This is a genomic window from Streptococcus sp. 2741, assembly GCF_013276315.1.
Lineage (GTDB): Bacteria > Bacillota > Bacilli > Lactobacillales > Streptococcaceae > Streptococcus > Streptococcus pseudopneumoniae.
The window spans coordinates 1-17530 of the sequence record NZ_VMKU01000010.1; the positions used below are offsets into that span (position 1 = coordinate 1).

The 17530-nt window shown below is 40.8% G+C and carries 18 protein-coding genes and 2 pseudogenes; 3 read left to right on the plus strand and 17 right to left on the minus strand.

Annotated features, from left to right (window positions below; genetic code table 11):
* Positions 1-214 precede the first annotated feature (214 nt).
* From ftsX to HT671_RS01525, 14 genes are all read right to left on the minus strand, one after another.
* Positions 215-1141 (minus strand): permease-like cell division protein FtsX, encoded by a 927-nt coding sequence (gene ftsX / locus HT671_RS01460; protein ID WP_000625541.1) that lies wholly within the window; start codon positions 1139-1141, stop codon positions 215-217.
* Positions 1134-1826 (minus strand): cell division ATP-binding protein FtsE, encoded by a 693-nt coding sequence (gene ftsE, locus HT671_RS01465; protein ID WP_000022265.1) that lies wholly within the window; start codon positions 1824-1826, stop codon positions 1134-1136. Before ftsE ends, ftsX begins: the two co-directional genes overlap by 8 nt.
* A gap of 17 nt (positions 1827-1843) precedes the next feature.
* Positions 1844-2939, minus strand: a protein-coding gene (gene prfB / locus HT671_RS01470; protein ID WP_100127798.1) for a peptide chain release factor 2 whose coding sequence is annotated in 2 segments (ribosomal slippage) — positions 1844-2866 and positions 2868-2939 — 1095 coding nt in all. Because the reading frame shifts where the segments join, the coding sequence is not laid out codon by codon here.
* Between the two features lie 107 nt (positions 2940-3046).
* On the minus strand, positions 3047-3703 hold the full coding sequence (locus HT671_RS01475) for a CBS domain-containing protein (RefSeq protein WP_000268665.1): 657 nt from the start codon (positions 3701-3703) through the stop codon (positions 3047-3049).
* A 252-nt stretch (positions 3704-3955) separates the two neighbouring features.
* On the minus strand, positions 3956-4666 hold the full coding sequence (locus tag HT671_RS01480; RefSeq protein WP_000062201.1) for an ABC transporter ATP-binding protein: 711 nt from the start codon (positions 4664-4666) through the stop codon (positions 3956-3958).
* Positions 4666-5430, minus strand: coding sequence for an ABC transporter ATP-binding protein (locus HT671_RS01485; protein WP_001185994.1), 765 nt, complete (start codon positions 5428-5430; stop codon positions 4666-4668). Before HT671_RS01485 ends, HT671_RS01480 begins: the two co-directional genes overlap by 1 nt.
* A gap of 5 nt (positions 5431-5435) precedes the next feature.
* Positions 5436-6386 carry a branched-chain amino acid ABC transporter permease gene (locus HT671_RS01490; RefSeq protein ID WP_000662285.1) on the minus strand — a complete coding sequence of 317 codons (951 nt, stop codon included), beginning with the start codon at positions 6384-6386 and terminating at the stop codon, positions 5436-5438.
* Positions 6387-6389: 3 nt separating this feature from the next.
* Positions 6390-7259, minus strand: a complete 870-nt coding sequence (locus HT671_RS01495) for a branched-chain amino acid ABC transporter permease (RefSeq protein ID WP_000941428.1) — start codon at positions 7257-7259, stop codon at positions 6390-6392.
* Between the two features lie 116 nt (positions 7260-7375).
* Positions 7376-8536: an ABC transporter substrate-binding protein gene (locus HT671_RS01500; RefSeq protein WP_000726145.1), complete on the minus strand. Its 1161-nt coding sequence runs from the start codon at positions 8534-8536 to the stop codon at positions 7376-7378.
* A gap of 102 nt (positions 8537-8638) precedes the next feature.
* Positions 8639-8887 carry a YlbG family protein gene (locus tag HT671_RS01505; protein WP_000462126.1) on the minus strand — a complete coding sequence of 83 codons (249 nt, stop codon included), beginning with the start codon at positions 8885-8887 and terminating at the stop codon, positions 8639-8641.
* A gap of 78 nt (positions 8888-8965) precedes the next feature.
* Positions 8966-9556, minus strand: coding sequence for an ATP-dependent Clp protease proteolytic subunit ClpP (clpP, locus tag HT671_RS01510; RefSeq protein WP_000613475.1), 591 nt, complete (start codon positions 9554-9556; stop codon positions 8966-8968).
* A gap of 173 nt (positions 9557-9729) precedes the next feature.
* Positions 9730-10359 (minus strand): uracil phosphoribosyltransferase, encoded by a 630-nt coding sequence (gene upp, locus HT671_RS01515; protein ID WP_000515974.1) that lies wholly within the window; start codon positions 10357-10359, stop codon positions 9730-9732.
* Positions 10360-10447: 88 nt separating this feature from the next.
* On the minus strand, positions 10448-10915 hold the full coding sequence (locus HT671_RS01520) for a cytidine/deoxycytidylate deaminase family protein (RefSeq protein WP_000136976.1): 468 nt from the start codon (positions 10913-10915) through the stop codon (positions 10448-10450).
* 18 nt (positions 10916-10933) lie between these two features.
* Entirely contained in the window at positions 10934-11491 is a 558-nt protein-coding gene (locus tag HT671_RS01525; protein ID WP_138703394.1) for a TetR/AcrR family transcriptional regulator, read from the minus strand.
* A 124-nt stretch (positions 11492-11615) separates the two neighbouring features.
* Here HT671_RS01525 and HT671_RS01530 point away from each other — a divergent pair, with 124 nt between their 5' ends.
* On the plus strand, positions 11616-12461 hold the full coding sequence (locus HT671_RS01530; protein WP_138703395.1) for a DegV family protein: 846 nt from the start codon (positions 11616-11618) through the stop codon (positions 12459-12461).
* A gap of 58 nt (positions 12462-12519) precedes the next feature.
* Entirely contained in the window at positions 12520-13695 is a 1176-nt protein-coding gene (locus HT671_RS01535; protein ID WP_172923012.1) for an NAD(P)/FAD-dependent oxidoreductase, read from the plus strand.
* Positions 13696-13737: 42 nt separating this feature from the next.
* Here HT671_RS01535 and HT671_RS01540 read toward each other — a convergent pair whose 3' ends face one another.
* Entirely contained in the window at positions 13738-14478 is a 741-nt protein-coding gene (locus HT671_RS01540) for a MerR family transcriptional regulator (protein ID WP_000274782.1), read from the minus strand.
* 339 nt (positions 14479-14817) lie between these two features.
* Here HT671_RS01540 and HT671_RS01545 point away from each other — a divergent pair.
* A pseudogene (locus HT671_RS01545) lies at positions 14818-16154 on the plus strand (sodium-dependent transporter).
* 39 nt (positions 16155-16193) lie between these two features.
* Here HT671_RS01545 and manA read toward each other — a convergent pair.
* Both manA and HT671_RS01555 read right to left on the minus strand, forming a co-directional pair.
* Positions 16194-17138: a mannose-6-phosphate isomerase, class I gene (gene manA / locus HT671_RS01550; RefSeq protein WP_138703398.1), complete on the minus strand. Its 945-nt coding sequence runs from the start codon at positions 17136-17138 to the stop codon at positions 16194-16196.
* Between the two features lie 120 nt (positions 17139-17258).
* Positions 17259-17501 (minus strand): annotated as a pseudogene (locus HT671_RS01555) (family 1 glycosylhydrolase); the annotation flags it as partial.
* Between the last annotated feature and the right edge of the window lie 29 nt (positions 17502-17530).

Consider the following 17530-nt stretch of genomic DNA (forward strand, 5'->3'; position numbering starts at 1 on the left):
ATACTCTTCGAAAATCTCTTCAAACCACGTCAGCGTCGTCTTACCGTATATATGTGACTGACTTTCTACAACCTCAAATCAGTATTTTGAGCATCCTGTGGCGAGCTACCTAGTTTGCTCTTTGATTTTCATTGAGTATTAGAAGTCCCTTTTCTAAAATTTTTGTAGCAAAAAAGGAGATTTTACAACCTCCTCATAAAAGTAATTATTTTACCTAAATTTTCAAGAATCGACGCATGGATATTCCTGATCCCAGTGAACCAATAAAAATTCCAATCACAAATAGTAGGGCAATCATCAACGGACTAAATAAATCTGGACTAATCATAGATAGATTTTGTCCTACCAACGATTTGTTAACAGATTGGTAAACCATTTGATAAACAATAAAGACCAAAACAGATGGTGCGATAGCTCCCAATAAACCGATAAAGGCTCCTTCTAACAAGAACGGTCCACGAATATAACTGTTTTTAGCTCCGACCAAGCGCATGATTTGAATTTCGCGACTGCGGGAAATAATAGTAATACGAATGGTATTTGAAATCAAGAAAACTGCGACAAAAATTAACAAGGCAGCAATCCCTAGTCCCCAAACACGGATAAATGAAGCTAACTTGAAGAGTCTTTCTGTATTGGCACCGCCATCTTGAACCTCAGAGACACCTTCAATTTTTTTAGCATCTTCGGCTATAGTTTTTACATCATTTGGAGTATTTGCCTCTACAATATAGGCATCATAGAGAGGATTGGCATCTCCTTCAAAGATTTTCCAGTTATCTCCCATTGTCTCGGTTAACTTTTCATATTGTTCTTCTTTACTTGAAAAGGTAACACTCTTAACCGTAGACATGTTCTTCAAAGAATCATATACCTTGTGGTAGTCATTATTTGTAACAGTTTGACCTTCTTTTTCAATTGTCTGACTGTTATCTTCCACATCCTTTCGGATATAAACTACTACACGGACATTATTTTCAATATCTGTAGCTAGTTTCGCTGTATTAAAAATAACAGATGCAAATATTGCCACCAAGGTCAAAGTAATCATGACTGAACTGACAGCAGCTACTGTCATCCAACCATTTCGTTTCAAACTTTTTAAGGCTTCAAATAAATGGCGAAAAAATCTACTAATCATCGTATCCATACTCTCCTTTTGATTCGTCACGAACAACACGGCCATTTTCAATGGCAATGACACGGTGGCGCAAGGTATTTACAATCTGGCTATTATGAGTCGCCATCAAAATAGTTGTCCCTTGTAGGTTAATCCGTTCCAAGAGATTCATAATTTCCCATGAATTATCAGGGTCCAGGTTTCCTGTTGGTTCATCGGCTATCAATACTTTTGGATTGTTTACAATAGCACGTGCAATCGCAATCCGCTGTTGCTCTCCACCTGAGAGCTCATTTGGGAAAGAACGAACCTTGTGCTTCAACCCAACCAAGTCTAAAACTTCCATCACACGTTTTTTGATATTACGGCGATTTTCCCCGATTACTTCCATAGCGTAAGCAATATTTTCATAGACAGTTTTCTTTGGTAACAATTTATAATCCTGGAAGACAACCCCAACACTACGACGTAGAAGCGGGACATCTTTCTTTTTGATCTTAACCAGATTAAAACCAGCAACTGATAGGCTTCCTTTATCGATTTTTACTTCACGATACAGAGAACGAATAAAGGTTGACTTCCCTGCTCCTGAAGGTCCTACGATGTAAGCAAATTCCCCCGGTTGAACGCTGACCGAAACACCGCGTAGGGCAGTCGTTCCGTTGTCGTATTTTTTAACGACATCTCTCATTTCAATGATTGACATGTGAGTTCCTTTCTATCTTAGCTGATTCGCCACTTGAGATAGGCATCGATAAAACCATCTAGGTCTCCGTCCATAACCTTATCTACCTGAGCAACCTCAAAGCTAGTTCGGTGATCTTTTACCATAGTATAAGGAGTGAAGACATAAGAACGGATTTGGCTTCCCCATGTGATTTCTTTTTTCTCACCCTTGAGGGAATCTACCTCCGCAGCTTTCTTTTCTTGCTCCATTTGATAGAGCTTAGCCTGCAACATCTTCATGGCACGATCTCTATTTCCATACTGGGTACGATCCACTGTTGATTGAACAACAATTCCAGTTGGAATGTGGGTTAAACGTACACCTGTTGAAACCTTATTGACATTTTGTCCACCGGCACCACCTGAACGGAAGGTATCCATCTTGATGTCATCTTCCCGGATTTCCACTTCAATGGTATCGTCCAACTCAGGCATCACTTCTACGGATGTGAAAGATGTATGGCGACGTTTGGCAGAGTCAAATGGTGAAATTCGCACCAAACGGTGTACCCCCATTTCTGACTTGAGAAGACCATAGGCATTAGGCCCTTCAAATGATAAGGTTACTGACTTGATACCAGCTTCATCCCCTGCTTGGTAATCCAATACTTCCACTTTAAAGCCTTTAGCATTACCATAACGAGTATACATACGAAGCAACATATCACCCCAGTCCTGAGCCTCAGTACCACCAGAACCTGGATGGATTTCCAAGATGGCATTGTTGTGGTCATAAGGTTCTGACAAGAGTAGAGTCATCTCATAGCTGGTCATCATCTTATCAAGTTCGGCTAACTGCTCTACCAGTTCTTCTTGAACTGACTCGTCTTCAGCTAAAAAGTCCAATAAAATTTCGACTTCATCCTGCAACTCTTCCATTTTGTGGAAGGTGTTATAGGTGTTTTTTAATTCATTTAATTCTTGCGACGTTTTTTGGGCCGCAATATTATCATTCCAAAAATCAGGTTCTGTCATCTTGTTTTCCAAGATGGCAATCTCTTCCTCTAGCCCTTCGAGGTCAAAGAGACCCCCTGAAAGAAGCTAATTTTTCACGATTTGCGTCAATTTTTTGACGGATTACTGAAATGTCCATAAATACTCCTTTTTTACATCATTTCATTATAGCATATTTTATCATTTCTTTCCATCTTTTGCTATAATCCCTTTTTTATGAAAAAAGAAGCCTTTCGGCTTCCCTTCTTACAAGACTTTTGCTGAAGTGCGAGTGATTTCTTCCACTTGAATACCATTTGCTTCAAATTTTTCTTTCAAGGCTGGTAAATCAATTGATCCATCGATTTGCACTTCGATAATGACCTTACCATCCTTACGCGGAATATTGACTGTATGGGAGATATTCAAATTTTCTTCAACGATTAGAGAAACAATCTTACCAAGAACGCCAACTTCATCTTCTGTAACAAAGCGCACACGAATTCCTTCTTCTCCATAACCAGCAATTTCAAGAAAGGCTTGGAAAACGTCACGGTCCGTAATAACCCCATAGACTTGATGGTTATCTACTACAGGAAGAATACCAATCTTGTTTTTCAACATCAGATAAGTTGCATCTTCTAGACTCGCATAGCCTGAAACAGTGACAACATCGCGAATCATGACATCTTTTACTTTTGTCTTATTTAGAAGATAATTCATCTCATAGATAGAAAGACTGGTTGCTTTTGATGGGCTAGCTTGGGCAATGGTTCCCTCAGTTACCAAACCAACCAATTGATCATTTTCGATAACAGGCAAGCGGTGCAACCCTTGCTCTCTCATCAAATCTGCTGCATGAGATACTGTTGTATCTGGACTAATATAAACTACCTTGCGGGTCATAAAATCTTTAACTGCCATGAGACTTCTCCTTTTCTATTCTTATCCCTATTATACAATCTTTTTGCAAATCTATCAAACGCTTACATTTCTTTTTCAAAATTCAGAAAAGTATGAATAACCTAGCAAAAAGAGCTCTGAAATCGAGCTCTGTGAATGAAGGTAAGATACGTTTCATTCGATTTTTTCAATTATTAGAAATTAACCTTTTAATGTAGATGATGATTACTTCGTAATCTCCATCTGCAACCTAAACTAGTCTCCCAGACTAGTTTAGCCACCTAGATATGCTTTTCTGACTTCTTCTGATGAAGCGAGTTCTTTTCCTGTTCCTGATAGGACGATTTTTCCTGTTTCCAATACATAGCCTCGGTCAGAGATTGCAAGTGCTTTATTGGCATTTTGTTCAATCAAGAGGACGGTTGTTCCTTGTTGCTGGATATCTTGAATGATATCAAAAATCTCTTGGATAAAGATTGGGGCAAGTCCCATTGATGGTTCATCTAAAAGAAGAAGTTTTGGTGTTGACATAAGAGCGCGTCCCATGGCAAGCATTTGTTGTTCCCCCCCTGAAAGAGTAGCTGCATCTTGGTTCTTCCGTTCTTCAAGACGTGGGAAGCGTGAAAAGACCTTCTTCAAGTTAGCTTGATTTTCTTCACGATTTTTCTTCAAAAAAGCTCCCATTTCAAGATTTTCCATAACAGTCAAGCCAGGAAAGACGTGGCGTCCTTCTGGAACTTGTGAAAGACCACCTGCCACGATTTTCTGAGCCGGCATTTTTTGGATTTCTTGACCTAAAAATTCAATCTTTCCAGAGCTTGGTCTAACCAAACCTGACAAGGTACGGAGAATGGTTGTTTTACCAGCACCATTGGCACCGATAAGGGAAACAACTTCTCCTTCATTCACTTCAAAGCTTACATCACGGACTGCTTGGATCATACCGTAATGCACAGAAAGATTATCAACTTTTAACATAGACATTAGGCTTCACCTCCTAGATAAGCTTCGATAACGCGTTTATTGGTCTTAATTTCGTCTGGAGTTCCTTGAGCAATTAAACGACCATATTCAAGTACGTAGATACGTTCTGTAACTTCCATGACCAGATTCATATCGTGTTCAATCAGCATGATTGTAATCTTAAATTCATCTTTGATGCGACGAATTAACTCAGTCAATTCCGCTGTTTCCTGCGGGTTCATACCTGCGGCTGGTTCATCTAAAAAGAGAATTTTAGGTTCCGTAGCGAGGGCACGAACAATTTCCAAACGACGTTGTTGTCCGTAGGCGAGGTTTTTAGCAAGAGTCTCTGCATCACCATCTAAATCAAAGATTTTCAGCAATTCTAAAGCTTTAGATTTTAATTCTTTTTCACTCTTGTAAAAAGCTGGTAAGCGTAAGAAACTAGCAAAAACATGTTGTTTGTGATGGTTGGCAAAGGCAATCAAAACATTGTCCAAAACGGTTAAATCTTTAAAGAGACGGATATTTTGGAAAGTACGTCCAAGTCCTAAAGAAGCAATCTTATAAGGTGCCTTTCCATTCAAAAGGTGACCATCTAGGGTTACTGTTCCCTCGCTTGGTTCATAAACACCCGTCAAGAGGTTGAAAAGAGTGGTTTTCCCAGCTCCGTTTGGACCGATTAGTCCAACCAGTTCCCCTTCGTTCAATTCAAGAGTCACATCTCCAACAGCTGTTAGACCGCCAAAATGTTTGGTTAACTGTTTTACTTCAAGTAATGCCATTAGTTTTATTCCTCCTTCTTAGATTTTTTAAAGAAACGTGATAGGCTCAATTCCCATGTTCCAAGGAGTCCACCTGGTCTGAAAATCATTACCAAGACCAAGGCCAAAGCGTAAATAATCATACGCACACTAGCTACGTCTTGGAGAAGCATATTCAAAATTCCCAGAACAATAGCCGATACAATGGCACCTGTAATGGAACCAAGTCCACCAAAGACAACAATAATCAAAACGTTGATTGAGTTGATGAAAGTGTAATCTTTCGGTACAACTGAACCGATAAATCCTGCCTGAAGTGACCCTGCAATACTCGCAGTAATGGCACCAAAGACAAAAGCGATGATTTTAATTTTAGTCGTATTAACCCCAACTGACTCAGCAGCGATTTCATCCTCACGAACAGAGAGGGTTGAACGACCAATTGGACTACGCAAGAAGTTCAAGGTTGCAATGGTTGTAATCACAACAAAGAAGTAAACCATTTGCCAAGTTGTAAAGTTTGGAATTCCCAAGATACCTGCCGCACCATTTGTAAGGCTTCCGCCATTGATGATAAAGATACGGATAATTTCAGAAACACCTAGAGTTGCTACTGCAAGATAGTCCCCCTTCAAACGCAAGGTTGGAATTCCGACAAGCAAGGCAACTGCTCCTGAAAGTAAAGCCCCTATCAGCATGGCTCCAAAGAAGGCACCGTAGGTTGGTGATTTAGAACCAATAATAGCTGCTGCATAGGCACCAATCGCCATGAAACCAGCATGACCAAGTGAAAATTGTCCTGAAAAACCAACGATTAAGTTGAGACCAACAGCCAAAATAATATTAATTCCAATTTGTTGTAAAATCTGTACATAGAATAGATTGAGTACTCCGACTGAAACCAATACACTAATCAAGCCATAGCCAGCTAATAAAAGGAGTAACCATAGAATATTAACTTTTAAATTTTCCTTCATCGCTTACACCTTCTCTTTCACATTTTTACCAAGGATACCAGCTGGGCGGACAATCAAGATCAACAACAAGATTCCATAAACAATGGCATCACGGAAGTCTGACATCCCAAATGCTGTCGCAAAGGTTTCCAATAAACCAATCACAAAACCACCAAGAGCCGCACCAGGAATAATCCCGATACCACCAAGTACCGCGGCAACGAAAGACTTAAGACCTGGAGTAACCCCCATCAAAGGCTCAAGAGAGTTATAATAAAGAGCAATCAGAACACCAGCCGCCCCCGCAAGAGCAGAACCCAAAGCAAAGGTAAAGCTGATAGTCCGGTTCACATTGATCCCCATCAATTGCGCTGCATCACTATCTACGGATACTGCACGCATGGCTTTCCCCATCTTGGTCTTTTGGACAATGACTTGTAACAAAATCATCAAAAGCAAGGAAATGGCCAAGATCATTAACTGCACATTTGTTAGGCTAACTGGTCCCAAATCATAGCGAACTGTTTGAATCGCTTGAGGGAAGGCACGGGTATTGGCACCAACCAGATAGACCATGCCATACTCCAGTAGGAAAGAAACCCCAATAGCTGTAATCAAAACAGCAATACGAGTAGAGTGACGCAAAGGTCGGTAAGCAAGGAACTCAATCACGACACCAAGGATGGCTGTCGCTAGCATCGCTACAATAAGCGCTACAAAAAAATTCATTTGGAAAGAATTGATCAAGAAATAACCGATAAAGGCTCCCATCATATAAATATCACCGTGGGCGAAATTGATGAGCTTGATAATTCCGTAAACCATGGTATATCCTAGGGCTAACAGCGCATAAACACTACCTAGAATCAAACCATTTACTAGTTGTTGGAGCATAAGATTCACTCTTTCTATATATAATTCCGAGGTTTTTCCCTCACTTTTTGATAGGTTCTTAAACATCGAAACAGGGAGTGAGTCAAAGGCTCATTCCCTATTTCAACATTTTTCTATTATGGTTTTACAACTTCTGCTGCTTCAACCTTACCATTGTTCATGGTCATCATGTAAGCAGTTTTAACTGTGTTGTGGTCCGCATCGAAGCTTGTTTTACCAGTTACACCTTCAAAGTCTTTTGTTTTAGCAAGATTATCCTTGATTTCACCTGAGTTTTTAGCACCTTTTGCTGCGTTTGCTACAAGGTGAACTGAGTCATAAGCCAAGGCTGCAAATGTTGAAGGCTCTTCATTGTACTTAGCGCGGTAAGCGTCAAGGAAGGCTTTGGCTTTAGCTGAAACTTCTACAGTAGTTGAGAAACCTGAGATAAAGTAGATGTTTGATGCTTTTTCAGCAGTTGCTTGTTGTACAAACTCTTCACCGTTAAATCCATCACCACCAACGATTGGTTTGTCAATTCCCATACCACGCGCTTGGTTTACAATCTTACCAGCCTCATTATAGTAACCAGGAACAACGATAGCATCAAAGTCTTTCCCTTTCATTTTTGTAAGGGCTGCTTGGAAGTCTGTGTCACCTGCTACGAAAGTTTCATCTGCAACGATTTCACCCTTGTATGACTCGCGGAAAGATTTGGCAATCCCTTTAGCATAGTCACTGGCATTGTCAGTGTAAAGAACAACTTTCTTAGCATTTAATTTTTCAGAAACATAGTTTGAGATAATTTTTCCTTGGAAGCTATCTTGGAAAGTTCCGATAAAGAGGTAATCTTGACCTTTAGTCAATCCATCTTGAGTCGCACTTGGTGAGATCAATGGAACACCTGCTTTTGTAGCGTTCGCTACCGCAGCTGCAGTCGCACCAGATGTCGCAGGTCCTACGACTGCTGATACTTTAGATTGGGTTACAAGGTTAGTTGTAACTGAAGCAGCCTCAGCTGTTTCAGACTTATTATCTTTATCGACTACTTCGATTTGTTTTCCATCGATACCACCTGCGGCATTGATTTCATCAACAGCCAATTGGGCACCTTTTTGTTCAGCTGTTCCGTATGCAGCTAAAGAACCTGATTCTTCAAAGTTAAACCCGATTTTAATTGTCTTTTCCTCTACTGAGTTACCAGCAGTGTTGACTGCTCCAGACTTCACTTCTCCACAGGCTGCAAGAAGTGCTACACTTGCAAGCGCCACAAACGATAGGGCAAATTTTTTCTTCATCTTTTTTTGTCTCCTTATTTCTTAAATAGTCTGTTAAGAATATACCGAATTATCAGAAAATTGTCAACACTTTTCTTTAAATTTTTATCTGATAACGTTTTCCTATCGGTAAAGGTTACCCACAAAGGGTGTTTCCAGCTCTTGGATATGACAAACTCTGACTTTTTTGATAAACTTTTCCTTGCTCAAGCGCCCGACCAATTGTTCCACTTCTTGAGTTGGAACATAGAGTTGTAAGTAACGATGTTTCTTGGAATGATAGGTAATATCTCCATAATCCTGCAGTTTTTTGGCATCACGATTATAGTAAAGATAGATAATCAAGCCAGAACGATTGACTTTTTCAAACATGATAAATCCTCTTTCTAAGAAATCTCCCCCTATTATACCAAAAAAAGCAAACCCAGTCGAGTTTGCCTTCTATCATCATTAGTTCAATGAATTGTTGGCCATGATTTCATCAATAAAGCCATATTCAAGTGTTTCCTGGGCGCTCATCCAGTTATCGCGTTCTGCATCTGCATGGACTTTTTCGATTGACTGACCTGAATTTTCAGCCAAGATTTTTTCCAAGGTATTACGAGTTTTAAGCAAGTGTTCTGCAGCGATAGCCATATCAGTTTGTTGGGTACCTCCACCTGTACCGCCCATTGGTTGATGAATCATGTATTCAGCATTTGGAAGCATGAAACGTTTGCCTTTTGCTCCACTTGATGCGATGACCGTCCCCATAGATGCGGCCATTCCCATAACGATGGTTTGGACATCTGCCTTAATAAAGTTCATGGTATCAACGATTGCCAAACCAGCTGAAACAGAACCCCCAGGTGTGTTTACATAAAGGTAAATATCTTTTGTACTATCTTGGGCATCCAAGAAAAGCAATTGGGCAATAACAGAGTTAGCCATATTGTCTTCAACCGGACCTGTCAGCATAATGATGCGGTCTTTGAGAAGACGTGAGTAAATATCGTAGGAACGTTCTCCACGGCTTGTTTGTTCAATAACTACAGGAATCATTTATTTCTCCTTTTGAGTTTTATTTTTGTTGGTCAAATAACTGAAGATAAGACTATTATAATATCTAGGTCAAAAAAGGTCAAATTTTTGCTCTGTTTTCATTAGACAGAAACAAAAACCCAACCTCCTTTCGTGACTGGAAATACTTTTCCAAGTCATTCTTCTTTTCGATCTTATTTTGTACCGAACAAGCGGTCTCCAGCATCTCCAAGACCTGGAACGATATAACCGTGTTCGTTCAAGCGTTCATCCAAGGCTGCTGTAAAGATTTCTACATCCGGATGAGCTTCTTGAAGGGCTTTTACACCTTCTGGTGCTGATACAAGGCAGACAAATTTGATATTTGATGCGCCACGTTTTTTAAGAGAATCAACAGCCAAGATTGCTGAGCCACCTGTTGCCAACATTGGGTCTACTACAAAAATTTGACGTTGGTCAATATCCTCAGGCAATTTCACCAAGTATTCAACTGGTTGAAGTGTTTCTTCATCACGGTACATACCGATGTGGCCAACTTTAGCAGCTGGAACCAAGCTCAAGAGACCATCAACCATCCCGATACCTGCACGCAAGATTGGGACGATGGCCAATTTCTTACCTGCCAATTGTTTTTGAACTGTTTTTGTAATTGGTGTTTCGATTTCTACATCTTCTAGTGGAAGATCACGAAGTACTTCATACCCCATCAACATTGCAATCTCATCTACTAGCTCACGAAAAGCTTTTGTAGAAGTATCTGTACGACGCAAGATTGACAATTTGTGTTGAATCAGCGGGTGATTAATAACTTCAATTTTTCCCATTTTTGGAATTCCTTCTTTCAATTTATTCTTCTCATTATACCAAAAAACGGTTTAAAAATCTTTCTAAACCATTTATTTTTGATAATTTTTACATTAAATCTGCCTCTTTAAGAGCTGTCTGTACTGTCTCAAGTGGTAAATGAGTCAATTCTGTTCCCTTTTCTTGATAAAGGTATTGGGCATAGTCGTCCATTCGGTACTGGTTGATATAAACCACGCGCTTGCAACCAACCTGCAATAATTGTTTGGTACAGTTGAGACAAGGAAAATGGGTCACATAGGCTGTAAAGCCTTTGGGAACACCACGCTCAGCACCTTGAAGGATAGCATTGACCTCAGCGTGAAGGGTGCGAACACAGTGGCCTTCAATGACCAAACATTCGTGATCAATACAATGCTCAGTTCCTGACACCGAACCATTGTAACCAGTGGAAATAACCTTATTATCTTTTACCAGAATCGCGCCCACTTTAGCACGTTTACAAGTGGAACGATTGGCAATTAGTAGGGCTTGGGCTGCAAAATACTCATCCCAGGCCAGTCTTTTTTCAGTCATCTCTTTTCTCCTATTTCTCTATTTTTTAAAAAATGGTAAACCTAAATCTGCAATCTTTTCAGCTGGTACCTTCATGCCATCCTTGATCCATTTTAGAAGGACAGAGACGATGGCTGAGCTCCAGAAGGAATGAAGATAAGAGCTGACACCTTTTGATTTCCCATGGTATTTTTCTAGAAATTCCTGCATGGCTTGGACAAAGATTTTTTCCAGATGGTAATCCAAGGCCAATTGAATCACTCTGGCTTCCTTTCTGGCCTCCCGGAAAAGGTGAACCCAAACCAAATAAAGGTCTGTCTTTAAATCGTAATGATGCAGCTGTTCCATAATATTGTGGACACTCCGTTTAAAGACGCTCTCTAAAATTTCCTCTTTGGAGTCATAATTGCGGTAAAAGGCCGCACGCGAAACACCTGCACGTTTGACCAATTCAGAAATACTAATCTTGGTCAGTTCCTTTTTTTCCAAGAGTTGCAAGAGGGCTGTTTCAATGGCTTCTCTGGTTAATAAATTGGATTCTTGGTTTGATTTTCTGAGATTTTCAAGAGACTTTTCAGAGATTCTACGTTCAGACATAACATTTTCTTTCTACTTGTCACAACAGACGGATGATGCTTTTGTTTCAAGGGTTTTCATGATATAATTGTAAAAAAAGACAGAACCTTTGTCAATGTATAACTGACAAAGATGGAGAATTTCTATGACTTGGAAGATTATTGCTGACTCTGGTTGTGATTATCGTCAACTGCCAACACCAGCTATTAACACAACCTTTGTAAGTGTCCCCTTAACCATTCAAGTAGCTGATCAGGTCTTTGTTGATGATGCCAGTCTTGATATTGACCATATGATGGAAACCATGTATGCAACCGCAGAAGCTTCAAAATCAGCTTGTCCAAGCCCAGATGATTATTTGCGAGCATTTGAAGGTGCCAAAAACATTTTCCTAGTAACCATCACTGGTACTCTTTCTGGTAGTCACAATAGTGCTCAACTGGCCAAGAATATTTATCTGGAAGAACATCCTGACACTAAGATTCATGTAATTAATAGTTTGTCTGCTGGTGGAGAAGTTGACTTGCTCGTAGAAAAATTAAATGACTTGATTGACCAGGGCTTATCTTTTGAAGAAGTGGTTGAAGCTATCACCGCCTATCAAGAAAAAACTAAGTTGCTCTTTGTCCTAGCCAAAGTCGATAACTTGGTGAAGAACGGCCGTTTGAGCAAGCTTATCGGTACGGTCGTTGGCCTTCTAAATATCCGTATGGTCGGAGAAGCTAGTGAAAATGGAACTCTCGAATTGCTACAAAAAGCAAGGGGATCAAAGAAATCAGTTCAAGCTGCCTATGATGAGTTAGTAAAAGCTGGATATGCTGGTGGCCGTATTGTCATGGCCCAACGCAATAACGAGAAATGTTGCCAACAGCTTTCAGACCGAATCCGTGAAACCTTCCCACAGGCGGATATTAAAATTCTCCCAACATCTGGTCTCTGCAGTTTCTATGCAGAAGATGGCGGTCTGCTGATGGGCTATGAAATTGATTAATTGCATTCTTGACAAGAGGTAACCATCATCTCTTGTTTTTGTGTGGTACAATAGAGCTATGAAACATTTTGATACTATTATCATCGGTGGAGGACCTGCTGGTATGATGGCTACGATTTCCAGTAGCTTTTATGGACAGAAAACCCTCCTCATCGAAAAAAATCGGAAACTTGGAAAAAAGTTAGCTGGGACTGGTGGGGGACGTTGCAATGTGACCAACAATGGTAGCTTGGACGACCTACTAGCTGGAATTCCTGGAAACGGACGCTTTCTTTACAGTGTTTTCTCCCAGTTCGATAATCATGACATCATCAACTTTTTTACAGAAAATGGTGTTAAACTTAAGGTCGAAGACCACGGACGCGTCTTTCCAGCTAGTGACAAGTCTCGGACTATTATCGAAGCTTTGGAAAAGAAAATCACTGAACTAGGTGGTCAAGTTGCTACTCAAACCGAAATTGTTTCGGTTAAAAAAGTAGATGAGCAATTTGTCCTGAAGTCAGCTAACCAAGTCTTCACTTGTGAGAAACTCATTGTCACAACTGGTGGAAAATCCTATCCTTCGACTGGTTCGACTGGTTTTGGTCACGAGATTGCTCGCCATTTTAAACACACCATCACCGAGCTTGAAGCTGCTGAAAGTCCTTTATTAACAGATTTTCCACATAAGGCCTTGCAGGGGATTTCGCTGGATGATGTGACTCTAAGTTATGGCAAGCGTGTCATCACTCACGATTTGCTTTTTACCCACTTTGGTTTGTCAGGCCCTGCTGCCCTACGTATGTCTAGCTTTGTCAAGGGTGGGGAGATTCTCTCACTGGATGTTTTGCCTCAGCTTTCTGAGAAGGACTTGGCTAAATTCCTAGAAGAAAATCGAGAAAAAGCTCTAAAAAATGCCTTAAAAACCTTGTTACCAGAACGCTTGGCAGAGTTTTTTGTGCAAGGCTATCCTGACAAAGTCAAACAACTGACTGAAAAGGAACGTGAACAACTTGTCCAGTCCATTAAAGGACTTAAAATTCCTGTAACTGGAAAAATGTCTCTTGCCAAGTCCTTTGTCACCAAAGGTGGTGTCAGTCTCAAGGAAATCAACCCTAAAACCCTTGAAAGTAAGCTGGTTCCTGGCCTCCACTTTGCAGGCGAAGTCATGGATATCAACGCCCACACAGGTGGCTTTAACATCACTTCTGCCCTCTGTACTGGCTGGGTGGCGGGAAGTCTGCATTATGATTAAAGAACTTTTAATAGAAAAAATCGGAAGATTACTCCTCCGATTTTATTTTGCTTGAGTTTGGACATAGTGGGCAATGACATCTGATGTGTACTGGGCTGTTCCAGTACCAAATTTGTCAATATTTTCCTTAAACTCTGGGTTATAGACGTAGCCTTTACCGATATGACCGAATACTTCAATAGTACAATCAAATCCATAAGTACGAATGGCTTGCAAGAGCTTGGCTGTTTGCTCTTGGTTTTCAGTTGCTGTTACAGGCAGACCAGCTTGAAGATTTTGTGCTAAGGCTTGAAAAACTTGGTTGAAGGCAGCCGTAGCCTCGTCTTCGTGACCTTTCTGGCGCTCCAGCGCTTGGTCCATGACTTCTTGTCCATATTTCTCTACCGCCTCTTGGTGGTATTTTTGATGGTCTTGGTAGTTAAATCCAGCAAATTTCTCTTGAATGCTCATTTCTCTTTCTCCTTTTTGTTCTTGAATGGTTTTTTGCAAGGTTGAAATCAAGGTATCCAGATGTTCCCTTTCTCGAGTCAAATAGTCCAACTGCCTGGTCAAATGAGGCAATAAATCTGTCCTTTCTTCCTTTAATAGCTCTGCTATTTTTTCTAAAGAAAAGCCTAGATATTTGTAGTAAAGAATGACCTGGAGACGTTCCAAATCCTCCTGACTGTAGGTTCGATAGCCGTTTTCCGACTTTAAAGGAACCAAAAGTCCTATCTTATCGTAGTGGTGCAGGGTCTTGACAGAGACACCCGAAAGCTGTGCAGCTTCTTTTATATGGTACATGATTTCCTCCTTATACTCAATGAAAATCAAAGAGCAAACTAGGAAGCTAGCCGTAGGCTGTACTTGAGTACGGTAAGGCGACGCAGACGTGGTTTGAAGAGATTTTCGAAGAGTATTACACTGATAGTATAACCCCTCCCCTTAGGTCAGAGTCAAGCGTTTTTGCGAAATTTTTTACTTTATCATAACATGAAAATGGTTTTCTTGACAGACCTTAGAAAACATGATAGGATAGTCAAGTCTATCAATCAAAAGAAAGGCTCATTTTGAGTACTGATGAGGCTATTTGCCAAGGGCAGTAGCTTTTTCTTTTGTAACACTAATTTTAGGAGTTTAACTATGTCTGAAAAATCGCAATGGGGGTCTAAACCGGGCTTTATCCTAGCATCTGCTGGTTCAGCCATCGGACTTGGTGCCGTTTGGAAATTCCCCTATATGACTGCTGCTAACGGTGGAGGAGGCTTTTTACTGGTCTTTCTCATTTCCACTATTCTAATCGGTTTCCCCCTTTTGCTAGCTGAATTTGCTCTCGGCCGAAGCGCTGGTGTCTCAGCAATCAAAACCTTTGGAAAACTAGGCAAGAATAGTAAGTACAACTTTATCGGTTGGATTGGTGCCTTTGCCCTCTTTATCCTCTTATCTTTCTACAGTGTTATTGGCGGCTGGATTTTAGTCTATCTAGGCATTGAGTTTGGAAAATTGTTCCAAATTGGTGGAACGGGTGATTATGCTCAGTTATTTACTTCAATCATTTCAAATCCAGCCATTGCCCTGGGAGCTCAAGCAGCCTTTATCCTATTGAATATCTTCATTGTATCACGTGGGGTTCAAAAAGGGATTGAAAGAGCTTCGAAAGTCATGATGCCTCTGCTCTTTATCATCTTTGTTTTTATCATCGGTCGCTCTCTCAGTTTGCCAAATGCCATGGAAGGGGTTCTTTACTTCCTCAAACCAGACTTTTCAAAACTGACTAGCGCTGGTCTCCTCTATGCTCTGGGACAATCTTTCTTTGCCCTCTCACTAGGGGTTACAGTCATGTTGACCTATGCTTCTTACTTGGACAAGAAAACCAATCTAGTCCAGTCAGGAATCTCCATCGTAGCCATGAATATCTCGATATCCATCATGGCAGGTCTCGCCATTTTCCAAGCTCGATCCCCCTTCAATATCCAGTCTGAAGGGGGACCGAGCTTGCTCTTTATCGTCTTGCCTCAACTCTTTGACAAGATGCCTTTTGGAACCATTTTCTACGTCCTCTTCCTCTTTGCGACTGTCACTTCTTCTGTCGTGATGCTGGAGATCAATGTGGGCAATGTCACCAACCAGGATAACAGCAAGCGTGCCAAATGGAGTGTGATTTTAGGAATTTTGACCTTTGTCTTTGGCATTCCTTCAGCCCTATCTTACGGTGTTATGGCGGATGTTCACATTTTTGGTAAGACCTTCTTTGACGCTATGGACTTCTTGGTTTCCAATCTCCTCATACCATTTGGAGCTCTCTACCTTTCACTTTTTACAGGCTATATCTTTAAAAAGGCTCTTGCAATGGAGGAACTCCATCTCGATGAAAGAGCATGGAAACAAGGACTGTTCCAAGTCTGGCTCTTCCTTCTTCGTTTCTTCGTTTCGTCATTCCAATCATCATCATTGTGGTCTTCATTGCCCAATTTATGTAATCAAAAAGAACTTGAGTAGTGAACTCAGGCCCTTTCTTTTTATGGATGGCTAACAATCAATTCCAAACCTTGCCCTTCCAGAGTCCAAGCTTCAACATCACTTGGTAGGATAAAGTGGCTGCCTTTTTGAATTGGATAATTTTTCCCGTCAACAGTTAGCTGACCTTGACCAGCTAAGACACTCAATAAGCTGTAGTCAGCTGTCTTTTCAAAGTCAACTTTTCCAGTAATTTCCCACTTGTAAACTGCGAAGAAATCATTAGATACAAGGAGAGTGGAACGCAAATCATCTGCTTTAACAGTTACAGGACGGCTATTTGCTGGCTCACCAATGTTCAAGACATCGATAGATTTTTCAAGATGAAGTTCACGCAAGTTGCCTTTGTCATCCTTGCGGTCAAAGTCATAGACGCGATAGGTGGTATCGCTAGACTGCTGGGTTTCAAGGATTAAGATACCCGCCCCGATAGCGTGCATAGTCCCGCTTGGTACATAGAAGAAGTCTCCAGCCTTAACAGGGACTTTGGTCAACAAGTCATCCCAGTTCTTGTCCTCGATTTGCTGGCGGAGTTCTTCTTTTGACTTGGCATTGTGACCGTAGATAATCTCTGAACCTTCATCCGCTGCGATAATGTACCAGCATTCTGTTTTTCCGAGTTCGCCTTCATGCTCGAGTCCATAAGCATCGTCTGGGTGAACTTGGACACTGAGCCAGTCGTTGGCATCGAGGATCTTGGTCAAAAGCGGAAATACAGGCTCAGGACGATTGCCAAACAATTCACGGTGTTCCGCATACAAAATAGCTAGGTCTGTTCCCTCGTAACGACCATTGGCAACTTTAGAGACACCATTTGGATGGGCTGAGATGACCCAGTATTCTCCGATTTTTTCACTTGGGATGTCGTAGCCAAACTCATCACGTAGCTTGGTTCCACCCCAGATTTTTTCTTGCATCACTGATTGTAAAAATAATGGTTCTGACATTTTATTCTCCTGTCTGATCTTTCTTCCTTCATTATAACAAAAAAAGAGTTCCATTTGAACTCTTTTTTAAATCTTATAAAGCAGGGAGAAGATTTTATAAAAATAGTAAACAAATGTGCTCTACTCGATGCTTGCTCCATTGCTATCAATGACATCCTTGTACCAATAGAAGGACTTCTTCTTGCTACGTTTGAGAGTCCCATTTCCTACATTATCTCGATCTACATAGATAAAGCCATAGCGCTTATTCATTTCCCCTGTGCCAGCTGAAACCGGATCGATACATCTCCAAGTCGTATAACCAAGCAAGTCAACCCCGTCTTGGTAAATGGCATCTCGCATGGCCTTGATGTGGGCCTCTAATACTCAATTGTTTTCAAAAAGCAACCTTG